The sequence below is a fragment of the Rhodohalobacter barkolensis genome (genome assembly GCF_002834295.1).
Taxonomy (GTDB): Bacteria; Bacteroidota; Rhodothermia; order Balneolales; family Balneolaceae; genus Rhodohalobacter; species Rhodohalobacter barkolensis.
In genome coordinates this window covers 1-23,464 of record NZ_PISP01000001.1, presented here as the reverse complement: position 1 = coordinate 23,464, position 23,464 = coordinate 1, and the positions used below count along the sequence as shown (strand labels likewise).

General features: G+C 43.1%; 16 protein-coding genes and 1 rRNA gene. 6 read left to right on the top strand and 11 right to left on the bottom strand.

Translation table 11 applies throughout. From position 1 onward, the window contains the following. The first annotated feature begins 112 nt into the window (after positions 1-112). Entirely contained in the window at positions 113-3,358 is a 3,246-nt protein-coding gene (locus CWD77_RS00080; RefSeq protein ID WP_101071159.1) for an amidohydrolase family protein, read from the top strand. Positions 3,359-3,490: 132 nt separating this feature from the next. On the opposite strand, the gene CWD77_RS00075 is transcribed toward CWD77_RS00080, so the two are convergent. Beyond that, the gene (locus tag CWD77_RS00075) at positions 3,491-3,925 is read right to left on the bottom strand and encodes a nucleotidyltransferase (RefSeq protein ID WP_101071158.1); all 435 of its coding nucleotides are present in this window, start codon (positions 3,923-3,925) and stop codon (positions 3,491-3,493) included. Continuing rightward, entirely contained in the window at positions 3,870-4,070 is a 201-nt protein-coding gene (locus CWD77_RS15460; RefSeq protein WP_133120136.1) for a toxin secretion, membrane fusion protein, read from the bottom strand. Before CWD77_RS15460 ends, CWD77_RS00075 begins: the two co-directional genes overlap by 56 nt. Before the next feature lie 126 nt (positions 4,071-4,196). Here CWD77_RS15460 and CWD77_RS00070 point away from each other — a divergent pair, with 126 nt between their 5' ends. Together CWD77_RS00070 and CWD77_RS00065 are read left to right on the top strand one after the other, a co-directional pair. After that, on the top strand, positions 4,197-4,466 hold the full coding sequence (locus CWD77_RS00070) for an antitoxin (RefSeq protein WP_101071157.1): 270 nt from the start codon (positions 4,197-4,199) through the stop codon (positions 4,464-4,466). A gap of 187 nt (positions 4,467-4,653) precedes the next feature. Next, positions 4,654-6,537: a CocE/NonD family hydrolase gene (locus CWD77_RS00065; protein ID WP_101071156.1), complete on the top strand. Its 1,884-nt coding sequence runs from the start codon at positions 4,654-4,656 to the stop codon at positions 6,535-6,537. Between the two features lie 220 nt (positions 6,538-6,757). On the opposite strand, the gene CWD77_RS00060 is transcribed toward CWD77_RS00065, so the two are convergent. Together CWD77_RS00060 and CWD77_RS00055 are read right to left on the bottom strand one after the other, a co-directional pair. After that, positions 6,758-8,131, bottom strand: coding sequence for a RagB/SusD family nutrient uptake outer membrane protein (locus CWD77_RS00060; RefSeq protein ID WP_101072885.1), 1,374 nt, complete (start codon positions 8,129-8,131; stop codon positions 6,758-6,760). Positions 8,132-8,142: 11 nt separating this feature from the next. Then, entirely contained in the window at positions 8,143-11,097 is a 2,955-nt protein-coding gene (locus CWD77_RS00055; RefSeq protein ID WP_101071155.1) for a SusC/RagA family TonB-linked outer membrane protein, read from the bottom strand. A 266-nt stretch (positions 11,098-11,363) separates the two neighbouring features. Here CWD77_RS00055 and CWD77_RS00050 point away from each other — a divergent pair, with 266 nt between their 5' ends. Continuing rightward, complete coding sequence (locus CWD77_RS00050) at positions 11,364-12,923, top strand: glycerol-3-phosphate dehydrogenase/oxidase (RefSeq protein ID WP_101071154.1); 1,560 nt, start codon at positions 11,364-11,366, stop codon at positions 12,921-12,923. A gap of 35 nt (positions 12,924-12,958) precedes the next feature. Here CWD77_RS00050 and CWD77_RS00045 read toward each other — a convergent pair whose 3' ends face one another. The 3 genes from CWD77_RS00045 to hisC all read right to left on the bottom strand — a co-directional run bounded on the left by CWD77_RS00045 (position 12,959) and on the right by hisC (position 18,298). Beyond that, positions 12,959-14,815, bottom strand: a complete 1,857-nt coding sequence (locus CWD77_RS00045; RefSeq protein WP_101071153.1) for a histidine kinase dimerization/phosphoacceptor domain -containing protein — start codon at positions 14,813-14,815, stop codon at positions 12,959-12,961. Positions 14,816-15,110: 295 nt separating this feature from the next. Beyond that, positions 15,111-17,180 carry an alpha-ketoacid dehydrogenase subunit alpha/beta gene (locus CWD77_RS00040; protein WP_101071152.1) on the bottom strand — a complete coding sequence of 690 codons (2,070 nt, stop codon included), beginning with the start codon at positions 17,178-17,180 and terminating at the stop codon, positions 15,111-15,113. 14 nt (positions 17,181-17,194) lie between these two features. After that, positions 17,195-18,298 carry a histidinol-phosphate transaminase gene (gene hisC, locus CWD77_RS00035; RefSeq protein ID WP_101071151.1) on the bottom strand — a complete coding sequence of 368 codons (1,104 nt, stop codon included), beginning with the start codon at positions 18,296-18,298 and terminating at the stop codon, positions 17,195-17,197. A 282-nt stretch (positions 18,299-18,580) separates the two neighbouring features. On the opposite strand from hisC, the gene CWD77_RS00030 reads away from it, so the two are divergent. Both CWD77_RS00030 and CWD77_RS00025 read left to right on the top strand, forming a co-directional pair. Beyond that, on the top strand, positions 18,581-19,276 hold the full coding sequence (locus tag CWD77_RS00030; protein WP_101071150.1) for an SDR family NAD(P)-dependent oxidoreductase: 696 nt from the start codon (positions 18,581-18,583) through the stop codon (positions 19,274-19,276). Positions 19,277-19,349: 73 nt separating this feature from the next. Next, entirely contained in the window at positions 19,350-20,009 is a 660-nt protein-coding gene (locus tag CWD77_RS00025; protein ID WP_101071149.1) for a hypothetical protein, read from the top strand. Between the two features lie 21 nt (positions 20,010-20,030). Here the strand turns inward: CWD77_RS00025 and CWD77_RS00020 are convergent, their stop codons facing one another. From CWD77_RS00020 to rrf, 4 genes are all read right to left on the bottom strand, one after another. After that, positions 20,031-20,924: an SGNH/GDSL hydrolase family protein gene (locus tag CWD77_RS00020; protein ID WP_101071148.1), complete on the bottom strand. Its 894-nt coding sequence runs from the start codon at positions 20,922-20,924 to the stop codon at positions 20,031-20,033. Continuing rightward, entirely contained in the window at positions 20,917-21,627 is a 711-nt protein-coding gene (locus tag CWD77_RS00015) for an SIR2 family NAD-dependent protein deacylase (RefSeq protein ID WP_206017914.1), read from the bottom strand. Before CWD77_RS00015 ends, CWD77_RS00020 begins: the two co-directional genes overlap by 8 nt. A 23-nt stretch (positions 21,628-21,650) precedes the next feature. Continuing rightward, positions 21,651-23,177 (bottom strand): acyl-CoA dehydrogenase family protein, encoded by a 1,527-nt coding sequence (locus CWD77_RS00010; protein ID WP_240596567.1) that lies wholly within the window; start codon positions 23,175-23,177, stop codon positions 21,651-21,653. A 141-nt stretch (positions 23,178-23,318) separates the two neighbouring features. Further along, positions 23,319-23,427 (bottom strand): 5S ribosomal RNA (gene rrf / locus CWD77_RS00005). Between the last annotated feature and the right edge of the window lie 37 nt (positions 23,428-23,464).

The following is a 23,464-nucleotide window of genomic DNA, read 5'->3' as shown; positions in this document are numbered from 1 at the left end:
TCCATTACCAAAACCGCCCTTTCCGTTTAAAACAAATTACATTTCTGCGCCACGATTCTCCTCAAGTTTTAGTAACATCCAAGCAATCGATTTTTAACTAAAACTACCTTACATGAAACGACTTTTACTTTTTGCTCTATCTTTCTTTTTTGCGTTGGGTACTTACGCACAGGAAAATGGTGACGATAAATGGGATGTAACCCAGCATCGTGCCGATTTCACAGAAATTAGTTTCGACACTGAAGAAGGAACCTGGATGAATCTGGATGTGAGTCCGGATGGAACTGAAATTGTGTTCGACCTTCTTGGAAATATCTACATCATTCCGATTGAAGGTGGTGAGGCAAAAGTTCTGCGCGAAAACCTCGCATATGAAATTCAACCTCGATTTAGTCCCGATGGCTCCAAAATCTCATTCACCAGTGATGCCGGCGGTGGAGACAATATCTGGGTGATGAATCGCGACGGTTCGGATGCCAAACAGATTACCGAAGAGAGTTTTCGGCTGCTAAATAATGCCTCATGGTCTCCCGACGGCGACTACATCGTAGCCCGTAAACACTTCACCTCGGGTCGGTCATTGGGAGCCGGAGAGCTCTGGTTGTACCACATCACAGGAGGCTCAGGTATTCAATTGGTGGAACGAATGAATGATCAGCAGGATCTTGGTCAGCCAAACGTTTCTCCTGACGGACGATATATCTACTATAGCCAGGATGTTTACCCCGGTGGAGGATTTCAGTACAACAGAGATGCCAATAGTCAGATTTATGTCATTAACCGTTACGATCGCGAAACCGGTGAAATTGACCGAATTACAGGCGGACCCGGCGGAGCAATCTCCCCTACTGTATCTCCCGATGGAAAGCAGCTCGCATTTGTAAAGCGGGTTCGAACTAAATCCGTTCTCTACATTCGTGATCTTGAAACCGGTATTGAAAAGCCTGTTTATGATGAGCTAAGTTTTGATCAACAGCAGGCCTGGGCAATTTTTGGTCCCTATACTAACATCAGCTGGACTCCCGATGGAAATCACCTCGTATTCTGGGCCATGGGCAAAATTCACAAATTGAATACGGAAACACTTGAAGCAGAAGAAATACCATTCAGTGCAGAAGTAAACCAACAACTGGCGGATGTTGTCCATTTTGAGTTTGATCCCGCCCCCGATACATTTCAGGCTAAAGCCGTACGCCACGCTGTAACCTCACCTGATGGAGAAACGCTGGTATTCAACGCGGCCGGATATCTCTGGAAGAAAGATCTGCCTAACGGTACTCCAGAGCGAATCACTGAAGAGGAAAACCTGGAATTTGAACCGTCCTTCTCTCCGGATGGCAATTTACTTGCCTATGTTACCTGGACGGATGAAGAGCTTGGAAAAATTAAAACTCTTCGATTAGACCGAAGAAACGCTCGTCCGCAAACGATCACCACTGAAAAGGGGATTTACCGTACACCATCTTTCTCACCCGATGGACAGACCTTGCTCTTCCGCAGGGATAGCGGAAATAACCATCAGGGACATGCATACACGCAAAATCCGGGAATTTACACGATGCCGGTTAGCGGTGGCGAAATGAAACTGATTTCCGAAAGTGGAAGTAACCCGAAGTTTAATGCTTCCGGTGACCGAATCTTTTATCAGGCCTACACCAGCTTTAGAAGTATGGATTTGAATGGCCAGGATGACCGCCAGCATTTCCAATCTGAGTATGCTATCGATTACACGCCAAGCCCTGACAACAAATGGATTGCGTTTACCGAGCTCTACAAGGTTTACATTGCTCCGATGCCGCAGGTTGGTACAGACATCACACTGAGTTCCAACACTCGATCCATTCCGGTCACACATGTGGCTCGTGATGCAGGATACAACCTGCACTGGTCAGCCGACAGCGATGAACTTCGATGGACACTCGGTGAACAATTCTACAGCGTAGGCTTGAACGAAGCTTTTGAATTTCTGAATGGAGAAACAAATGAGGAGCTTCCGCTTGGAGATAATGATGCAATCAGCATCGGCCTGGAAATTGAATCTGACAAACCATCCGGTACCGTTGCGTTTACCAACGCCCATATCATTACGATGAACGGCGAAGAGGTTATAGAAAACGGAACCATTGTGGTTCGCGAAAACCGAATTGAAGCCGTTGGAACGGCTGACGAAATTTCCATTCCGCGCGGTGCCTATGTGATGGATGTGGAAGGAAAAACCATCATGCCTGGACTTGTGGATGCGCACGCTCATATTGGTAATTTCCGAAGCGGACTGAGTCCGAATCAACAGTGGGAGTATTTTGCGAACCTGGCTTACGGTGTAACCACAGCCCACGATCCGTCATCCAACACAGAGATGATCTTCTCTCAGGCTGAGATGGTGCGATCCGGAAATATGATCGGGCCGCGAATCTTCTCTACCGGACGAATTCTGTACGGTGCGGAAAATGTGCAAAAAACAGTCATTAACAATTTGGAAGACGCACGTTCAGCCATTCGCAGAACTCAGGCATTCGGAGCCACATCCGTGAAAAGCTACAACCAGCCAAGGCGTGAACAGCGACAGCAGGTTCTGGAAGCCGCACGCGAATTAGGAGTGAATGTAGTCCCTGAAGGCGGTTCTACCTTCACCCACAACATGAGCATGATTTTGGACGGGCACACAGGAATAGAGCACAATATTCCAATTGCTCCGCTTTACAATGATGTACTAACACTTTGGGGTGAGTCGAATGTGGGATACACGCCTACTTTGGTCGTAAACTACGGCGGTATGAATGGTGAGTATTACTGGTATCAGCATACCAACGTTTGGGAAAAAGAGCATCTGCTGACATTCACTCCAAGAGGAATGGTTGATTCCAGATCTCGTCACCGAACGATGGTTCCTGAAGAGGAGTATGAGATTGGCCACATGCAGGTTGCCGCGGCGGCCAAAGAGCTTCACGATCGCGGAATTACTGTAAATATCGGTGCCCACGGACAGCTGCAGGGACTCGCCGCTCACTGGGAGACATGGATGTTTACTCAGGGTGGCATGAGCAATCACGATGCACTGAAAGTGGCGACTCTCAACGGCGCCAACTACATTGGGATGGGAGACCATATCGGTTCACTCGAGCCTGGCAAGCTGGCTGACCTGATTGTGATTGACGGGAATCCTCTCGAGGATATCTACGATACCGAGTTTGTGGAGTACACCATGATCAACGGCCGTCTATACGATTCCAAAACGATGAATGAGTTCGGTAACCATGAGCGGGAGCGTCTGCCCTTCTGGTGGGAACAGGAAGGCTACAGCGAGCAGTTCGACTGGCATGCCATCACCGGTGGAAACAGTAATGGGCACGGGCATTAATCACCATTCATACTAAAAACTAAAACCCTCCAATGGTTCGAAACCCTTGGAGGTTTAGTTGTAAATAAATTCAAACGCCGGGCGGTGAAAGATGTCCGGGGTTTATTGAATTAAAAATTCTGCTTAATAAAACTAAAGGTTTTCAAGATCATCAAGATCTTTGTATCGACCGGCTGCTTTTTTATTCTTCTTCAGGTCTTCAAGAGAAATGGTTTGAACTTCAACTCCCTCAATTGAAAATGATTTTCTTTTAGGATAACACTCCGTGAATGTCAGACCTGTTACAGAAGTAATGATATCAATTCGGTTGGGCGGATATCCCAATTGAATGATCTGATCATCTTTGGTGAAATCTTTAATAGTAAGATTTAAGCTTCCAAATCCAAACCGATCGAGAACCTCAACTATGCGATTTGCATTTTCCTCGGTTGGGTTAATCCAGAAATCAATATCACCGGTATATCTAACGTACCCGTAAAGAACTACGGCATATCCACCTACAAGCAGATATTCAACTTTCTGATCGTTTAATAATTTCGCAAACTCTTTGAACTCCTTGCTCAGCATCTATCCCTTTTAGTTTCATGTATTGCTTGCGCAGTTGTTCGAGTGCCAAAAGCCGCTCCTCCGGCGTTTTACTGCGCCAGTACTCCCGTTCATCTTCGTACTGCTGTGGGTCTTCGAGGTGATATTTTTTAACGTATTTTTCCATTTATAATACCCTAAATATACAAAATCACCATAACATAAACGATCACAGGATTGATTCACGTTAAACGGTTGCAGTTTAACGCAGCCGTAAAGCAACTCAAACATAGATCAATAATGAGAATCAGTAATGGATTATATAGATAAAGAAGAGAAAGAGATTATTGAGTCCTATGAAAACGAAGAGTGGGTTTCTTCCGGAGTAGAACTAAAGAAAGAGATCAGACAAGCAGCCAAAAACAGCACGCTGAAAAATAAACGAATTAATATTCGCCTCACGGAAAAGGACTTTAAGGATATTCAGGTTAAAGCAATGGAAGAGGGCATTCCTTATCAGAAACTTATTTCAAGCATCATCCATAAATACAATAAAGGGGAATTGAAAACTGATTCGGAGTGAGCATCTAAAACCCTCCAAGGGTTATGAACCCTTGGAGGGTTGAGGTAAAACATATTCAAACAAAAACGCCGAGCGGTAAGAGCTGTCCGGCGTTTTTTGTTTTAATCCATTCTTTTTAATACAGATTCATTCTCAACTGCGAATCATATACATTAAGTGTATTATCAATCAATCAAATCTTTCCACTATGAGATATAAAATTTCAATTCTGCTCTCCTCATTTCTGATATTATGTGTCAGTTTCGCGTATGGGCAGAATCAAAATATATTAGAGCAGCTCGAAGAGGTCGCCATCATCGATCAAAAAGTGATGATGCCGATGTCTGACGGAGTGCGATTAGCAACCGATATCTATCGGCCCAAAACAGATGAACCGGTGCCGATCATCTTTTCCAGAACTCCCTATAATTTTAACTCTTACCGTAACGGAGAACTGAATACACGAACGATGAACTCTGCACTTCAAGCTGTACAGCGTGGATATGCTTACGTGGTTCAGAACGAAAGAGGACGATTTTTCTCTGAGGGCGACTGGGATATCCTCGGCACTCCGCTAACGGACGGTTACGATGCGTTTACCTGGATGGCCGACCAGGAGTGGAGCAACGGGAATATCGGAACGCTTGGCTGTTCATCTACAGCAGAATGGCAGATGGCTGTGGCCGCCATGGATCACCCCGCACACGCCGCTATGGTTCCGCAGGGATATGGAGCCGGGGTTGGGCGAGTCGGTGAGTTTTACGAGCAGGGCAACTGGTACCGAGGCGGTGCCGGACAGATGCTCTTTACAGCGTGGCTCTACTCTACCCAGCACGATCCCATGGCCCCCAAGCTTCCACGCGGTATTTCACAGGAAGACCTGCAACGGTTACAGCGTTTTTATGATATGGCTCCCACCTATCCCCGGGTTGACTGGGCTGAAGGCTTACGTCATCTCCCCATTCAGGATATCATCAAAAACGTAAACGGACCGGAAGGGATTTACGAAGAGATGATCACCCGAAAACCGAATGATCCCCAATGGTATCAAAGCGGCCTGTATCACGACGACATGGATTTTGGAGTTCCAAGCTTCTGGTTCGTTTCCTGGTATGATGTAGGTGTGAGTCCAAACCTGGCTCTTTTTAATCACGTCAGGGAAAACGCATCCGACCCGGATATCCGCGACAACCAGTACCTGGTTATTGCCCCTACCCTTCACTGTTCTTATACAAGAGCCACAGAAGAGACCGTAGTAGGTGAACGAAATGTGGGAGATGCCACCCTCAACTACGAGGAGATGATCTACGACTGGTTCGATTTTTGGATGAAAGGAGAAGACAATAATATTACTGAAGAGCTACCGAGAGTTCGATACTACACGATGGGTTCCAATGAGTGGCAGACTGCCGATCAATGGCCCCCCGCAAATGCAGAAATGACCACATTCTACCTGAACAGCGGCGGTAGTGCAAACACCAGAAACGGTGACGGTGCTCTTCAAGATGAAGCTCCTGATCAGGATCAGCCTGACTCTTTTGTCTACGATCCAATGGAGCCGGTTCCCTCTTATGGCGGTAATGTCTGCTGTACCGGAAATGCCGTGCAGGGTGGTGCTTTTGATCAGCAGGAGATGGAATTGCGGGATGATATTCTGGTCTACACATCTGAACCGCTGGAAGAAGGCATTGAAGTGAGCGGTTTTATCGAGAGCAAACTATACCTCTCTTCAGATGTTAAAGATACGGATGTAACCATCAAGCTGATTGATGTTTATCCGGATGGAACCGCGTATAACCTTGACGAAACCATTCAGCGTGTCAGATATCGCGAAGGCTATGAGAAAGAGGTCTTCATGGAAGAAGGAAATATTTATGAAGTCAACATGACACCCATGTCGACCAGTAACTATTTCAAGGAAGGTCATCGAATTCGAATTGAAGTTTCGAGTTCCAACTTTCCTCGGTTTGATCGCAACCTGAATACCGGTGGGAATAACTATGATGAATCGGAAGGAGTAACAGCAACAAATAACATTCACCATTCGAAGGAGTACCCGAGTAGTATCACGTTACCGATTATTCGGAACTAAGTCAGTTATATGCAACCACCCCTTATTCCCCTCCTTTGAAAGGAGGGGATTTTCAGGCCTTCAATCTCACCTTTTTTTACTAAGTTTTGAAAGTTTAAAGATATAAAAAAGGCTCTGTGAACTTAATCACAGAGCCTTTTTTTGATTTTGTTAATCCTTCGATCTCGTCTCAGTCTGCTTTTATATGCTTACAAGCAGACTGTTCCAAACATAGGTTGAGTTAATTGTTCTGGTTCTCCCAGTTGGTTTCGCTTGTTGGGCGAGCCAATTGAGTAAATACTCTTCCGTATCGATTTGGAATTTCATCCAACCGATCGTAACGACGAGCATCAATCCAACGATGACCGCCCTCTGCCCAAAGTGAATATCTTCTTTCAAACAAAACCTGATCAATGATCTCATCCGAGGTAGCCAGAGCAACCGGGGTTAAATCCCATGTCTCTCGAATCAGATTAATTGCGGCTGTAGCATCCACAAAATCGGTGCCCTGTCCTCTTTGTGCCAACGCTTCCGCATAGATCAGAATTAACTCCTCATTGCGTAAATAAGGGATTGGTGAGGTATTACTCTCAAATCGAGCATCCTGGTATTCTGCATCTTCGGGAACATTTGAATTGGAAACAGGAGTCGTACGCTCAAAGAATTTATTCTCAACGCGCAAATCACCGGCTTCCGCATCTTCAATCATGGATGGGTGAACAACCATAATCTGATTTGTATTTGCATCCAAAGGATAAAACAGCGGGTTGAATGAATCCGGTGGATTTCCGTAAACATGTGCCACCCCGCGATTCATACTCTCTTCACCGGCAGTTAAATCCATGAATGAGTCATCCAACGCGTCTAAAGCACCGGTAAAATCTTCAGCATAAATAGAAGCTCGTGCTTTGATGGCACGGTTCACCTGTCTTAACCCATCCGTAGATTCAAACTCACCAAATCCATCCGTTAGATTAAAAGGTAAATCTGCAGGAGCATTACCTAAATCATTGTAGGCCTCATCCAGAAGCGCAAGGATTTCATCCAATGCGTCATCATAGCTTAAAAATGGTCCCGGATTTAGAGGGTCAGCCACATCAATTCGAATTCCGTTTTGGTACTGTCCGTTTAACGGAATGAGATATTGAAATGCCTTAATCGTCTTTGCTAACCCGAGATAAGCATTTGCTTCGGCTTCAGTCACAGTCGTTGTGTTCTCCACCGCTCCTATTAGCAGGTTAGCCTGCTTAATTGCCTGATAGGGTGTGTTATATGTCCCTCCTGAGGAAAAGAAGTTTGGATACGGCTCTGTTATGGTTTCCTGTCCCAACCAGTCAATGGTGAATCTCGGATCAGAAGCAAAGAAGTTCCATGTTTCGCGGCCGAATGACCCAAAGAGCTGTGTGGTGTTTGCCACATATCCTCGATGCCGGCTTTCAAGACCGGTAACCATATTTTGTAATTCACCGCGAGTCGCATCATTTAACACGCCGGCTGAAGACGGATTATTGGGGTCAATAACCTCCTCCACATCAAGCAAATCACATCCTGTAGCCATTAAAAATGACAACAGTACTATAGAAATCGTCGTTAAGTAGTGTTTTGTTTTTAACATAGTAGTCATTCTTAAAAGTCGAGATTAATATGGAAGAATACTCTTCTTGCACTTGGATACGGTGTCACTTCCACAGATTGCGAAACCGGTTGCGCGCCAAAGTTCGATACTTCAGGATCGTAACTGCTGTAATCTGAAAATAACAGTAAGTTTTGACCTGAAACGCCAAAACGCATACGCTGAGCGTTGAAGAAGTTTGACACAACCTCACCGGGAAGAGTATAGTAAAGACCAACTTCTCTCAGTTTGATGTAGGAAGCATCTTCCACAAATTGACTTGGATTAAATGGACCTCTGTCCAGACCATTAGGTGTACCATCACCATCGTCATCATTACTCCAGTCTGGCGTATTGCCACCGCCATCTAGCAGAAAGTTAGTCAGGTTGATGTTATCTCCTCCTTTTTGATACTGAAATAGGAAACTAAATTCGAAATTACCTAAGAATGAGAATTCATTATACCAGGACATCTGATAATCAGGCTGTGCGTCACCGTAAAACGTCAGATCAGGATCCTGTGGATTCCCAACAATCGATGTGGGTGATTCACCCTCGCGAATCAAATACTGTCCTAACGATAGTCCAAAAGCTCCGGTATCGTAAGAAGGAATATCCAGTCGTGTGATTTCTGAATCATTACTCCAATACATCAGCCTTGTAATCCAAGAAAGGTTACTGCTTCTGTACGGTGATGCTGTCAGTGCCAGCTCTACACCTTTGTTTTCAAGTTCTGCAGCATTTGTAGCAATCGCTGTAATACCTGTTGAGGATGCGGGTGTAAGGTCAAGAATCAAGTCTCTTACATTTTTGATGTAGTACGTTGCTTCAAGACCCACTCTTCCTTGAAATGCACTGATATCTGCACCAAATTCAATCTCACTGGCTGTCTCAGGCTTCAGGTCAGGATCAATAGCTCGAGTTGAAATTACTGAACCGAGTCCGCCACCGATGTTCACACCACCCAATGCTTCAAAAGTGTTTCCAAACTGTGCTTTACCTCCTGTTTCTCCATAAGCTGTACGGAGTTTAAAGAGTTCAATCTCATCTACATTCCAGAAATCAAAGCTTGTAAGATTTACGGCTAACGATGCTTTTGGAAACGGATAGAATGTATTTTGCTGTGCATTAAGTGTTGATTTATCAAACCGAACACCCAGTGATGCAATAATTTTATCGTCCCAGTTGATCTCTTCCTGAGCAACTAAACCAATTTCCGAAACTTCCTGAAACACTTGTGAAAATACAGATTGAACCTGTGCCTGATTCAGATTTGTTTGTCCGGGCGCTAGACCTCGGCCACGGTTCAGAAGTCTGTTAGACTCCTCATACAAGCGTGTGTATCCAACCTGTGTATTGAAGTTGAAATCACTCACATCAACATTGTAAACCAGAAATGCCTGCATGTTCAGGTTGAAGTTATCCTGCTTACCGTGAATAACGTCACCGGGAGTGGAACTTGCCTGTTGTGACTGAAAAGATTCCGGGAAGTAAATTATTGAATTTGAATTCAGATAATCCAAACCCACCTGAGTATTAAATCTTAGAAAACTGTTGTCACTGCTATAAAGATTAGCATCCAGACGAACACTCTGTAAGAAACGGTTGACTAACTGATTATTTTCCGCATTATCGCGCAGGTTATATGGATTCTCCGCAAAATATGGGTTGTTCGGATAGAGACCGTTTTCATCGGGTCTGAGGTCGAAATAACTCGGAACATATGCAATATTATACCCGATACTTCCACCTGTTCCATTTTGGTTACCCGTAAAACCTCGATCCGAATCTGTTCTGATATAGTTTGAGTTCGATGTAACAGAAATATTATTGTTTATGGAGTGATCCAGATTCAAACGAATGTTATTTCTATCAAAACCGGTATTTTTAATAATGCCTTCCTCCGATTGTACACCTGCACTCACATAAAACTGAGTTCTTTCATTTCCACCGGAAGCACTGATCTGTGTATTACTCAACAGGCCGGTTTCACCGTAGAACTCTTCCTCATAGTCTAATAAATTTCCATTCTGTCTGAAGATTGCCTTTTCAGCTTCAGCTCTTTGACCACTGTAAACCAAGTCTATTTTATCTTCACTCCAATCGTCAAAGCCAAGCAGGTTTAAGGCACTGGTAAAACCTATATCTTGTTTGATACCAACACGTGTTTCACCGGCTTGTCCTCTTTTCGTGGTGATGATGATAACTCCAGCATTGGCTCGTCCACCATAAATAGCAGCGGCGGAGGGACCTTTAAGCACCTCAATGGATTCAATATCTTCTGGATTCAAATCTGAAATACGGCTTGCAGAATCATCCTGATTAGATCCACCGGCACCACTAACCGAAGACCGTCCGGTTGAGATAACTGTATTATCCACATAAACGCCATCAATAATATAGAGTGGCTGAGATGAACCGGATCCTAATGTTGAAATTCCTCTTAGCTGTACGTTGCTACCACCGCCGGGAGAACCACCGTTTGCAACTATATTTACACCCGGAATTTTACCGGATAAAGAGTTATCTAGCGATTGTCCGATTGTAGTTCCTGCAAGCTCCTTTCTGGAAACTGTAGCAACTGAATTACCAAGGTTACTTCTCTTAACATTTGAAGCCAAACCTGTTACAACGATTTCATCCAATCGGGAAATATCAGGTTCGAGTTCAATTTCAATTTCTACTACTGAGTTACCGTTTCGAGTTACGTCAACATTCTGCGTAATGTAACCGATATAGGTCACTCTCAGGGTTGTTGACTCACCAGATACATTGAGTGAAAATTCACCATTAATATTTGTAGCAGCGCCATCACCTGTTTGAGCATCGACGACAGTAACACCAAATAGTGGTTCATTACTTTCCGCATCTACAATAGTACCATTCACCGTAAATTGAGCGTAGGCACTACCCGAATACAAAAACAAGAACAACACTATAAAAAGAGTTGATTTGTATTGATTTTTCATAAAGTAGGGGTTAGTGATTTGTATAATTATGAAGGTTTATTTTAGTCATTCCAGCTCGTTTGAAAACAAGCCAAACCCTAATTAGTTAATTCAGAATAAAACAACAAACAATTTTTGGCTTTTTTTACATTTTAATTTCACAGTGAATTTTTGATAATTTTTTTCCTGATTTATTTTTTAAATCATTGGAAAATTCGATCAGTTATTACGTAATTCCATAAGAGATTATTTTCAATCAATTTCAACGAAAACCAAATCCCGATTCCATGATCAGAACTGAAATGATCGACGCTGTTAAGAATAAAAAAGGCTACTTCGATCTTATTATCATCGGTGGTGGAGCCACAGGTTTGGGAACAGCTGTTGATGCGGCCTCACGCGGGTATAGCACGCTGCTTTTAGAGCAGCACGACTTTGCAAAGGGTACCTCAAGCCGTTCCACTAAACTGGTTCATGGTGGTGTCCGTTACCTGCAGCAGGGAAATGTTTCTTTGGTTTTGGAGGCCTTACGCGAACGTGGACTTCTCATTCAAAATGCACCTCACCTGGTTCGTAATCAATCGTTCATCGTACCCAACTACGATTGGTGGGAAGGGCCTTTTTACGGTATCGGCATGAAAGTTTATGATATGCTAGCGGGAAAACTTGGTTTGGGGCCATCTAAGAATCTCTCGCTGGAAAAGACCATTGAGCAGCTTCCAACACTTGAGCAGAATGGTCTCCGTGGCGGTGTGATCTATTACGATGGACAGTTTGACGACTCCAGACTCGCAATCAATCTGGTTCAAACTGCAGCAGAGCATGGAGCTACACTCATTAACTACGGTAAAGTAACGGAGCTCCTGAAAACGAATAATATGGTTGATGGTGTTGCATTTAAAGACCAGCTGACCGGGGAAGAGTATGAAATAAATGGACGGGTAGTTATCAATGCTACAGGCGTTTTTACCGACAACATTCTAAAGATGGACAACCCTGAAGCGAAACCGATAATTGCTCCAAGTCAGGGCGTACACATCGTTATTGACAGTGAGTTTTCACCCGGTGAATCGGCCATTATGGTGCCGCATACCGATGACGGACGTGTACTTTTTGCCGTTCCATGGAATGGGAAACTCGTATTAGGCACAACAGACACGCCCGTTGACAATCCTGAGCTTGAGCCGAAAGCAATGGAAGAAGAGATTGACTTTATTTTAAAACATGCGGCCCAATATTTGACCGGTGACCCTACCCGCGAAGATGTTCGCAGTGTATTTGCCGGTTTACGCCCACTTGTTAAAGCAGGAGGTGACGGCAGTGATACCGCCTCCATATCCCGCGACCATACTCTCATCGTTTCAAACAGCGGATTGGTTACCATTACAGGCGGTAAATGGACAACCTATCGGAAAATGGCTCAGGATACTGTAGATCAGGCCGCCACCATTGCCGGATTGAACATCAATGAATGTGTGACCGAAAATATGCGGATCCACGGATGGCTCAAGAACACCGACCACTCCGATCCGTTGCACCACTATGGGTCAGATCGTATTGAAATTGAAAAGCTAATCAAAGAAAATCCTGAACTTGGAGAACCGCTTCATGAGCGACTTCCTTACCTGAAAGCTGAAGTAATATGGGGAGTACGAAATGAAATGGCCATGACGGTAGAAGACGTTCTGGCCCGCCGAACCCGAGCTTTACTTCTGGATGCAAAAGCCAGTGTGGAAATGGCTCCTGAAGTTGCAGAACTTATGGGGAATGAAATGGACAAAAGCAGGGAGTGGCAAAAAACGCAAGTCGCTTCATACGAAGCCGTAGCATCAGCCTATATTCTTTAAGTTCAGAAAATGTAATTCACAATTACACCCGGGAACTACTTCACAAATCCGCCGCCGCTTTTATCATTTTTAGGGAAAGAGATCAACAGCTCGGTTCCTGACTCTTCTCCATTTTGAAACTGATAAGTACCATTCAGCTGTTTGGCAAGTGTGTCAATTAACACAAGGCCCATTGAGCCGCCTGTCTCCTTATCGAATCCATCCGGCAAACCAATTCCGTTATCAGAAATTCGGATTTCGATATTTCCATTTAACATTTTCATTCTGATGGAAATAACACCTTCATTCATCGAGGTAAACGCGTGTTTATATATATTTACGATACTCTCATTTAGAAGCAGTGAAATTGGTATAGCCTGATTTAACGTAACAGAGATGGAATCGCAGTCAAAAAATGCTTCAATATTTTTTCTTTTCGACTGATATGATTTCTGAATTTCACTGACCAATTCTTCCGTATAATTGCCGATATCTATATTTGCAAAATTTTCATTCTGATAGAGTTTCTCATGCACCAAAGACATCGACTTAATTTTGAGCTGACTATCGCGTAATATTTCAGCAATCGACTCATCTTCGGTATTCCATACCTGCATTTCAAGCAGCCCCGAAATGACAGCCAGATTGTTTTTTACACGATGATGAATTTCCGATAGCATTACATCTTTCTCCTTCAAAGAGTCGCTGATCCGCTTTTCGGCCTCCTTCTGCTCTGTCACATCCCGGGCAACATAGATATGCTTTCTCTCGCCATTTTGATCCTGAATTTCGGTATGGGTCACAACTACAGGAATCTTTTGATCCGTACCGGTATTCATAATCCACTCATCCACAACAGGATTATCAGATTTCGTTTCGGCGTAGGTTTCAGCTACTTCCGTTCTGTCATCCTCGTTGAAAAGATCAAAGAAATTATTCCCTTTTAATTTCTTTGGATCATAGTTCAGGGTTAGTGAAACCGCATGATTTATCAATTCAATCCGATTTTCTTTATCCGTTACAACCAGCATATCTCCCATCGACTGGATAATATTATTCATATAACTCCGGGAAACCATGCTTTTGCTCAGGTTCTCCGCCATCATATTAAATGAGTTTGCTAAATCGGCCAGCTCATCTTTGGTTTGAATATGAATCCGCTTCGAGAGATCTCCTGAACCCAGCTCATCAGCCGTTCGCTGTAATTTCTGTATGGGTTTGGCAATAGATTGGTAAACAATAAACGTAAATAAAATTGCGATCAGGAAAGCAAGTATGGTAATTACAATGACCTGCCGAATAGTTGTATTTGCCCTGTTTTCAAGCTCAGCGAGCTGCAAATTGACCCGGTCGTGAAACATTCCCCTAAGCTCAATCAAATATGGGAGTACTGTATTCCGGAAATATGGCTCAACGGTTACGTTGAAAATTTCATTTCCAAAGTCGGTTTGATCCACATCGATAATCTGTCGCGTGAGGGAACTGTAGTAAGAAAATGATACCTGAAGGGAATCAGCCAATCCATCGATTTCCGATTCAAATGACGGATCATCTTCGGTATTGCCGAAATTATTAGTTGAAAACTCCCTGAATTCCTTGAAGTCAGATTCAAATTGATCCAGGCTCTTTTCTACAATACGGCGGGATTCCCGTATCTGTGCAGTAACCGGGAGCGAACGATCCCCTCTGATTCGTTTATCATATTCTGTGAGATAATTCCGCGTATAAAGTAGGGAATTTTGCAGATCTGACGTCATCTCAGTTAAAGACTGAAGCTGACGGGAGGTTAACTCACTGGTTTCAATCAGATCATTCTTTACCGCATTACTCAGATAGTACGACAAACTTCCGGTAATCAACACCAGTAGTGCAATAGAGATAAAGCCCAATAATAATTTAGTACCAAGACGCATTTATATCTCGATTTTATTTACTCATCTTGGTCAGTCAAAAAATCACTCTGAGGGGAATGTAATACATTTTGTAGAGAAGTTTCAGAAATTATTAAGTCTGAAGTGTAAAGCTTTTTTAAACTTACAAAGAAGTATTTGCAAAAAGTATAACCGGCAACCGAGTTGCCGGCAAGTACTCTAATCCCTGGTTTTTACAACAGTGTTCTTAATGATATAAAAATTGGCTTATTCGCAGTCTCAATATCACTGTACTAATAAATCTACAAAAAGGTCTTCAAACCTTTTGATTTGGTAATTAATAGTGAACGATCTGATCTGCCCTTTCAACAATTTTCTCTACAGATGGCAGCACATGATTCATCAATTCCACATTGTAGGGCATCGGAATATCCGGCATGGTTAATCGCTGTACGGGAGCATCAAGATATCTAAACAACTCATTAGAAATCGTTGCCCCCAATTCTGCACCAAATCCGGCTGTTTCACTGTCTTCATGCACAATTAAACATCGATTGGTTTTTTTGACGGATTCAAATACAGCTTCTTTATCCCAGGGCATGATTGTTCGCAAATCTATGATATCCATTGAGATATCAGACTCATCTGCTGCAGCTTCGCAGCGTTCGCACATGGCTCCCCACGTGATAATGGTGAGATCTTCTCCTTCCCGAAGTCTGTTAGCTTTTCCAAACGGAACAATAAAATCATCTCCCGGATATGGCTTTCGGGCATATTTAGAGTCGAGCAAATTACGATGTTCGAAGAAGATTGTTGGGTTATTGCTTCTCATTGCCGATCGAAGAAGTCCAACAGCATCCTGTGCATTGCTCGGATAGGCCACTTGCCAGCCGATCATATGCGCAAAAAACACCTCATTCGATTCACTGTGCCATGGATCTCCGCACTTCGCAAATCCGCCCGGCATTCGAACTACCATCGGGGCAGCAAATTTATTGGCCGTCCTCCAGCGTATGGTTCCTGTATTCTTCAATTGCTCCGTTGCCGGGTCTGCGTATTTCCTGAACTGAATCTCCGCCACCGGCATCAGTCCGGCGTAGGCAAGCCCCACTGCACGTCCGATAATTCCTTCCTCTGACAAACTGGTATCAAATACGCGTTCCTCACCAAACTTGGTCTGCAGCCCCATAGTAGCAGCATGAACTCCGCCTTTTGCGCCTACGTCTTCACCAAAAACCACAACCTTCTCATTGATATCCAGTTCGTGTTCCAGGGTTCGGCGAACTCCTTCCACAATATTGATTCTCTGTTTTTCCGGTGACGGATCTTCTGAAGCATCAGGAAACTCAAACCCTTCTTTAAATAAACCGCCTACCTGCTGAATTTCATCACCCTCTTTAAAAAACGCATACTTTGTTAAACTGTCTTTATCCGGGTCCGGTCTGTTCCACGCAGAATCAGCTGCTTCACGAGCTTTTTCACGGTTCTTTTCTTCAAGCTCATCCCACTTCTTCTTGCTGATGAGATCAGGTATCATAAATTCTTTCAGAGTTTTGAGAGGATCTCTATCACTCTCCTTTTTCAACAGCTCTTCGTCTTTATAAGCTTGATTATCCTGGTATGAATGACCGTTTAATCTGGGAACCGTAAGTCGAAGCAGTGCCGGACCTTTTCTTTCCCGTGTATAATCGGAAGCTTCAGTAATCAGGGCTAACGCTTCTTCCGGGCTTGTACCATCGCCATCAAAAATTCTTAAATTTTTAAATGAGTAGAGATTATTGGCGATATTAGCTCCCGGCGTCTGCATATCACTGGTGACCGAAATTCCATATCCGTTGTCTTCGATGTAAAACAATATGGGCAAATTCAGTGTAGTAGCCATGGTAAGGCACGACCAAAAGCCGTTCGTCGCTACTGAAGCATCGCCGCCCAGAATCACAGAAATTGCATTCGAGTATGCTTCTTCTTTTAACACTTTTTTCCTGTACTCAATAGCTTGTGCCCAGCCTGCTGCTGGAGTGTACTGCGATCCCACATCACCCGCCATGGGAAGAACGGTTACTCCTTCATTACCGGGCATATTGCAAACCACACCGATATCGCGACCATCACTGTACCCGCCAGATTTTGCCATACCTGATGCAATCGCATCTTCAGCAGAAAGTCCAAGCGTCAGCATTAACGGGCGAGAGCGATAGTATGCAGAAGCTGCATCATTGGGTTGATCCAGCTGCATTCCCAAGAGAATCTGGCCTAATTCATGTCCCCTGGCAGAAAATTGATAGAGAATCTTCTTATCTGGAACCAGTTCAGCTTCTTCAAGATCATCTATTGCCCTGGAAAGTAGGAGTGTATCGGCAACCTGTAGCCAGTCAATCTTTTTTTTCGCGTCTTTCTTTTTAGCCATAAATCAGATTCTTTCTACTGCTTAAAAATTTGTTTAAAACTTTCTTCAAAATGGTCCATCTCTGATGGTGTTCCAATCGTGATCCGTACACAATTCGGGAGTCCAAACGCATTGATACGTCGTAAAATAACGCCTTGTTCTAACATTTTCTGAGTAAAATCGACCGCTTCACTTTCGGAGTCTAAAATCATCATCACAGAATTTGAAATCGATTTTTCGTACTGAACATTGTGATCGTCAAAAAATGAGTACAGCCGATCTCTGCCTTTTTTTACTACTTCAGTACTCTTTTTCAGAAATTCCAGGTCATCGTACGCAACCAAGGCAGCTGCCTGAGCCGGAGCAGTGGGCTCAAAGGTAAGTTTTGTTTTTAGCATCTCCGTAATCAACGTTTCGTCTGCGATGCCGTACCCGATTCTGAAACCAGCCAGACCAAAGGCTTTAGAGAATGTTCGCAAGATAATCACATTCGGTTTACGGTAATCCATTGCCGAAAGATAGTCGTCTACTTCATTGGCATATTCAAAATAAGCTTCATCAGCTATTAAAAGTACATTTTCGGGGATACCATCGACCAATTTCCTGTACTCATCTGCTTTTAAATACGTACCTGTTGGGTTATTGGGATTGGCCAGGTAGACCATTTTTGTTTTATCATCAATCGCATCCAGAATACCATCCACATGAAAGCGGTAACTTTCGGTAACCGGCACTTTTTTCAGCTCTACACCCCGAACCCCCGCCTGCACAAAAAATCCGACAAAGGTTGCGTTGGCGGTTACAGCATTTTCATCATGTTTAAAAAAGGTTCTGCACAAAATTGAAATGATACTTTCTGAACCCGCCGCCAAAATTACTTCAGACTCTTTTACTGCATTTCTATCTGCAATGGCAGCTCTCAATTTGCCCGAAACTGGGTCGGGATAGTCCTGAATCTCTTTCAGACTGGTTAAAACAGCGTCCTTAACTTTTGAACTGCAGCCCAACCGATTTTCATTTGAAGCCAGCTTGGATATTCGCTCCAGACCATACTCTTTTTTTACTTCTGCTATGGTTTTACCGGCTACATATGGTTTTAATCGTTTTATATTTTCCGGTAGTAAATCTGCAATATTCATGGCGATCAACCCAAGTGATTCTTATTCAATTTGAATTTTATTTAGATGTTGTGCGTCTCTATCTGTTTTAAACAGTCATAATTGTTAATTAGCATCGAATTCAATCTAATGCAATTTTGTTAAAGCCACGTAAAGAAACAAAAAAAGCGCTTGCAATGGCAACTTTTTAAAGTCAAAAGCATGGTCTATTTTTAAGATACCGGTTAAGCCGATGGGCTTAAATGGTTTCAGACCTTATGTTTCTCCACTAAAAATTTAAACATTCAGAACTATAGAGTAAAAATGTCAAAGCACATTGTTATAACGGGTGCCAGCCGGGGAATCGGTAATAAAACCTCACGAAAGTTGGCAGAAATGGGACATACTGTGACTGCTATTTCCAGATCAGAAGAAGAGTTAAATCAGTTAAAGAGTGATTACCCGAATCATATTTCGACACTCGTTTTGGACATTACTGAAGAAAATGCCGGGAAAAAGATTGCTGAGCATCTAAATAGTCTTAGTCAGAACATAGACGGATTACTTCACAACGCAGGAGTTTTAATCAATAAGCCATTTGCCGAACAAGAACGTGCTGATTGGCAAAAGCAGTTTGAAGTAAATCTGATGGCTCCGGCTCTTTTAACCAAAGAGTTAAAATCACACTTTAATCCTGGATCGCACATTGTAACCATTAGCAGTATGGGCGGTTTCCAGGGAAGCAGCAAGTTTCCTGGTTTATCGGTCTATAGTGCCACAAAGGGAGGCCTGTCCATTTTAACCGAGTGCCTCGCAACTGAGCTTTCTGAAGATAAAATATCTTGTAATTCTCTGTGCCTGGGAGCTGTACAAACTGAGATGCTGGAGCAGGCTTTTCCGGGTATCGAAGCACCGGTCTCCCCTCAGGAAATGGCGGACTATATTTCTGATTTTATCATAAACGGACACAAATTTTATAATGGCCAGATTTTACCCGTTACGTTGGGTGATCCCGGTTAGAATTTAAACTGTTTTAAAGGATGATTATTGGTAAATTCTGCAAAGCTATTATCTCATTAAATCAAGGTGTTTCATGAAGCAATTTTCCCTGCTGACTCTATTTCTGTTATTGATAACAATTTCTACTTCTGAAAAGTCATCCGCTCAAACCGGACAGCTGCTTGGCGGTAATGTTTTGAATGGAGCTTTAACCGGAACTGCACTGGGTGCAGCAACAATGGGACTTCAGAACAGCAGCGATTTTGCGCCGCTGCGAATCGGTTTAGGAGCCGGTATTTTAGCAGGGGCGGGAGTTGCCGTGTACGATATCGTAACCCTTCCGCAGGGTCAGGAATTTTTCATCTCAGGAATGTTTAATGATGGCAACAACTCATCCGTCATTGTCCTTTTGGATACATTTTACGGAGCGGCCGGTGGGGCAATTCTCGGTTCTGCCGTAATGTTGATTAGCAACAGCCCGATCGTAGATGGATTACAATATGGTTCAGGAGTTGGAGCCTGGGTTGGTTTTGGAGTGGGACTGTTTGACTCTTTCATCTACGCAGAACGCAATTCAGACTTTGTATCATCAAACCTTATGAACCGAGACTCATTGATTGAGTACAACAGCGATCAAATCAGTGTTGGACTGATAGCACCGGACATCATCGCACAAAAATCGCTGAGCACTCAGGAATTAAGATATGAGTTAACACCTGCACTAAAAATGGTCTCCTTCAAGGCGCAATTTTAGATCAGCTCATAACCTGATTTTTCACTCCTCCGGATCAAAATCAACGGAAGCCATTGTTCCGTCTTTTTCTTCTGCAGTAGCAAGAGTTTTAATCAATTCGCGAACGGTATTAACATGTCCAGAAAGTGATGGATTGATCCCATCACTCAAATAATACCAAGCTTCCGGCGGATTGCCCATTCTTTTACCCAATGGATCAACAATATAGCCAGCCTTTCCTAACAGAATTTGGCGGATTTGAGACAGATCCTTTTCATTTATATCAAAATCGAACAGCTCCATTTCATCGAGCAGGCCCGGAATGACAGGCTGGGGTGAAATCCAGATAGGAGGATTATCCGTAACCGTTTTAATCGCATCTCCAATCGTAGCCAGGTTCTCCCATGTTTCGGATAGCGGAAGAAGTGTTCGTTTCGGCATAAATCGTGGACGTATCGTGTCAAATGTACCTAAGCTCACAATCACCCAGTCAGGTTCATGAGCCAGCACATCCCGATGCATTCTTCGCAGCGCCTCTGATGTTGTATTATTCGCTATACCTGCGTTTATAAATATAAAATCGGCACCTTCAATGGTGATATTCAGTAAGTTTTTAAAAATTTCAAACCACCCCTGCAGGTCATCCGTTGACGAATCACCTAACGCCACGATGGTATCATCCTTTTTGAATGGCAGATCGTCCAGCCAATCTGTGATATCATCTTCTTTTAACAATTCCAGCGCGGCATCCTTTGCACTGTCTGCAAAATGATTTCTTAATTTGGTTAGTTCTTCCGTTTCAATTCCCATCAAACCGGCAATGGCGTTTCTATCGGTTATACCCGGTAGGAGTGGAAATTGCTTTTCAATGTTTAAAAACTGGAGCAGATATTTCTCCAATGCTTCTTTCTCTTTATCTGATGCTCTATTACTCATAATCTTCGTTTAACAATTTTTCTATTAATTTTGGAACTCCATTTGCAGCACTTTCTTTGATGTGCTCCCATCCTTCGAAAGAGTATAACTCGGGTGTACCTGGATCCACTAAATATTTATCAATTCCCGGCCGTGTATAATCCGTCAATCCTGCTGCAGGATAAACAGCTAATGATGTGCCGATTACCATAAAAAGGTCTGCCTTAGAAACAACTTCTGCTGCTTTAGAAATCATCGGGACCGGTTCTCCAAACCATACTACATTTGGTCTTAACTGTGTGCCATCAGACGATTTTTGTCCGATCGATATTGGATTTTCGCCAATATCTGTGATTAGGTCGGGATCCTCCTCGCTGCGTGCTTCTCTGAGTTTACCATGCAGATGAATAACTTCCGAAGAGCCGGCCCGCTCATGCAGATCATCTACATTTTGAGTCACAACGGTTACCTGATACCGATTCTCTAATTCAGCCAGAGCGGTGTGAGCTTCATTGGGTTTAGCTTGTGCCGCTTGTTTCCTTCTGATGTTATAGAAATCAAGAACTTTCTCCCGATTCCTATACCATCCTTCTATAGAAGCTACTTCATTAATATCGAAGCCTTCCCATAATCCACCGGCATCCCTGAATGTTGAGAGTCCGCTTTCGGCACTAATACCGGCACCGGTTAGTACAACTATATGTTCGATAGGCCTATCTAGCAACGAAATTGGAATTCAAGATCATTTTAAGCTTTCACAAATTTGAGCCAGCTGCTGTCATCACTGTAATCTTCAAGCACGGAAGGCTCTTCATTGTTACTGAACGTACTCACTAAGGAATGAACTTCTGATCTTAATACTTTTAAACTGTTTGAAATCATATCGGAATTGAAGCCTGTATTGCCCAGTTTCAGTGTCATTTCCATAGATACGATACGACCCAAAGCGCGGCCCAATTGAACGAGCTTACGTTGAGGCAGTTTATAATCAATTTCAAAATTGAGCAGATCTTTAAAATAATCGGCTGCATTCTCTGTCAGAGAGTAACTTTTCAGGAATTTATAAAGATTCGTTTCTTTACTCTTTCTCATCTTTTTCAGCACAGATTCTGATATTTGCTGATAGAGTATGTCATTGGATCCTTCAAATATCTGAAATGGACGACTGTCTACCATCGCTCTTCCTGCAATATGATCCAAACGGTATCCTTTTGCACCCACCAACTGCATCAATGATTGGGAAGCTTCATGCATATAATCTGTAACCACTGATTTAATTGAATTAGCTGCTACATCCATGCGGGATGTGTTTTTCTCCAAGGGAATATTCGTACTCGTGAAAAAGCTCATTGCCGAACTTACTGTAAAGTATGACTGGAGCTGAGCTAATCTCTCTTTCACTTGATCGTAATTGAATAAGCTTTGTCCGCCAACCAATCGGGTTCTACAGTGATCTAAAGCTTCATCCAACATTCTCTTTAAATGACCTGTACTCATACCCGGGAACTGAAGGCGACTTCGATGAAGAATATCCAGCATCATCGTAACCCCGGTAGTATTAGGCTCTAATCTGTGGGTGCCAGGAACATTGATGTCAATACTATTTTTTCCATAAGGAAGCATGTAGAGACCAAGATTTTTGTAATACTCCAATACTTCAATACCACCATTGGAACTGTCATGGATAAAAAATCCTATATCTCGACCCAACTCACCATTTTTATCCATTCCACGGGCAGTAATCAACCAAAAATCGGCCCATCCTGTTAAGCCGGCCCAATGTTTTAATCCCTTTATAGAGTATGAATCTTGATCTTCATCGTATTCAAAACTGGTTTGCATCCTCAAAGCATCAGAACCATAATCAGGTTCTGTAATCATTAGTCCACCCATATTTTTCTTTTGCAAGAATCTTTGAAAAACAGACTTTTGTGCCTCCTCTTTACCATAATTAGCAACCGGTTGCAGAAATAGTGCACCGTTTATCCCCATCATTAATGATAGAGGTAATGATTGGTATGAAGTTGTTTCCAGCATAGAAAGTGCTTCACTGGTGATGGCTCCTCTTCCATTATACTCTTTAGGAATGAATGTGGATAATGGATTATGCTCTAAAACTTCACGTAAAACATAGGGTGGTAGGCCACGGGTGGCCAGCATTTCATTTTCATCATTTCTATCAGTAAAAAGTTCAGACAATTTCTCTTTATAGTCTGATAAGAATGAGGTTATATCCTTTTTGATATTCAAGTTTTGGGCTAAATTAAATTCCAATGGTCTACTGCTTTTTTATTTGATGGGTTGTATACAGCAAATATAAACAATAGCTGTTTAAAAACCATTTCATGGTATTGTGGAGGTGTGGAAATAAAAAAAGCCCCTGAACGCATAGCGTTAGGGGCTTGAAGTATAAAGATGAGGCGACGACCTACTCTACCGCGTATGCAGTACCATCGGCGCTGCGGAGCTTAACGGCCGTGTTCGGGATGGGAACGGGTGGGACCTCCGCGCTATAATCACCACATCAAAACTTGTATGGAATCTCTTATGACGTTGTTGGG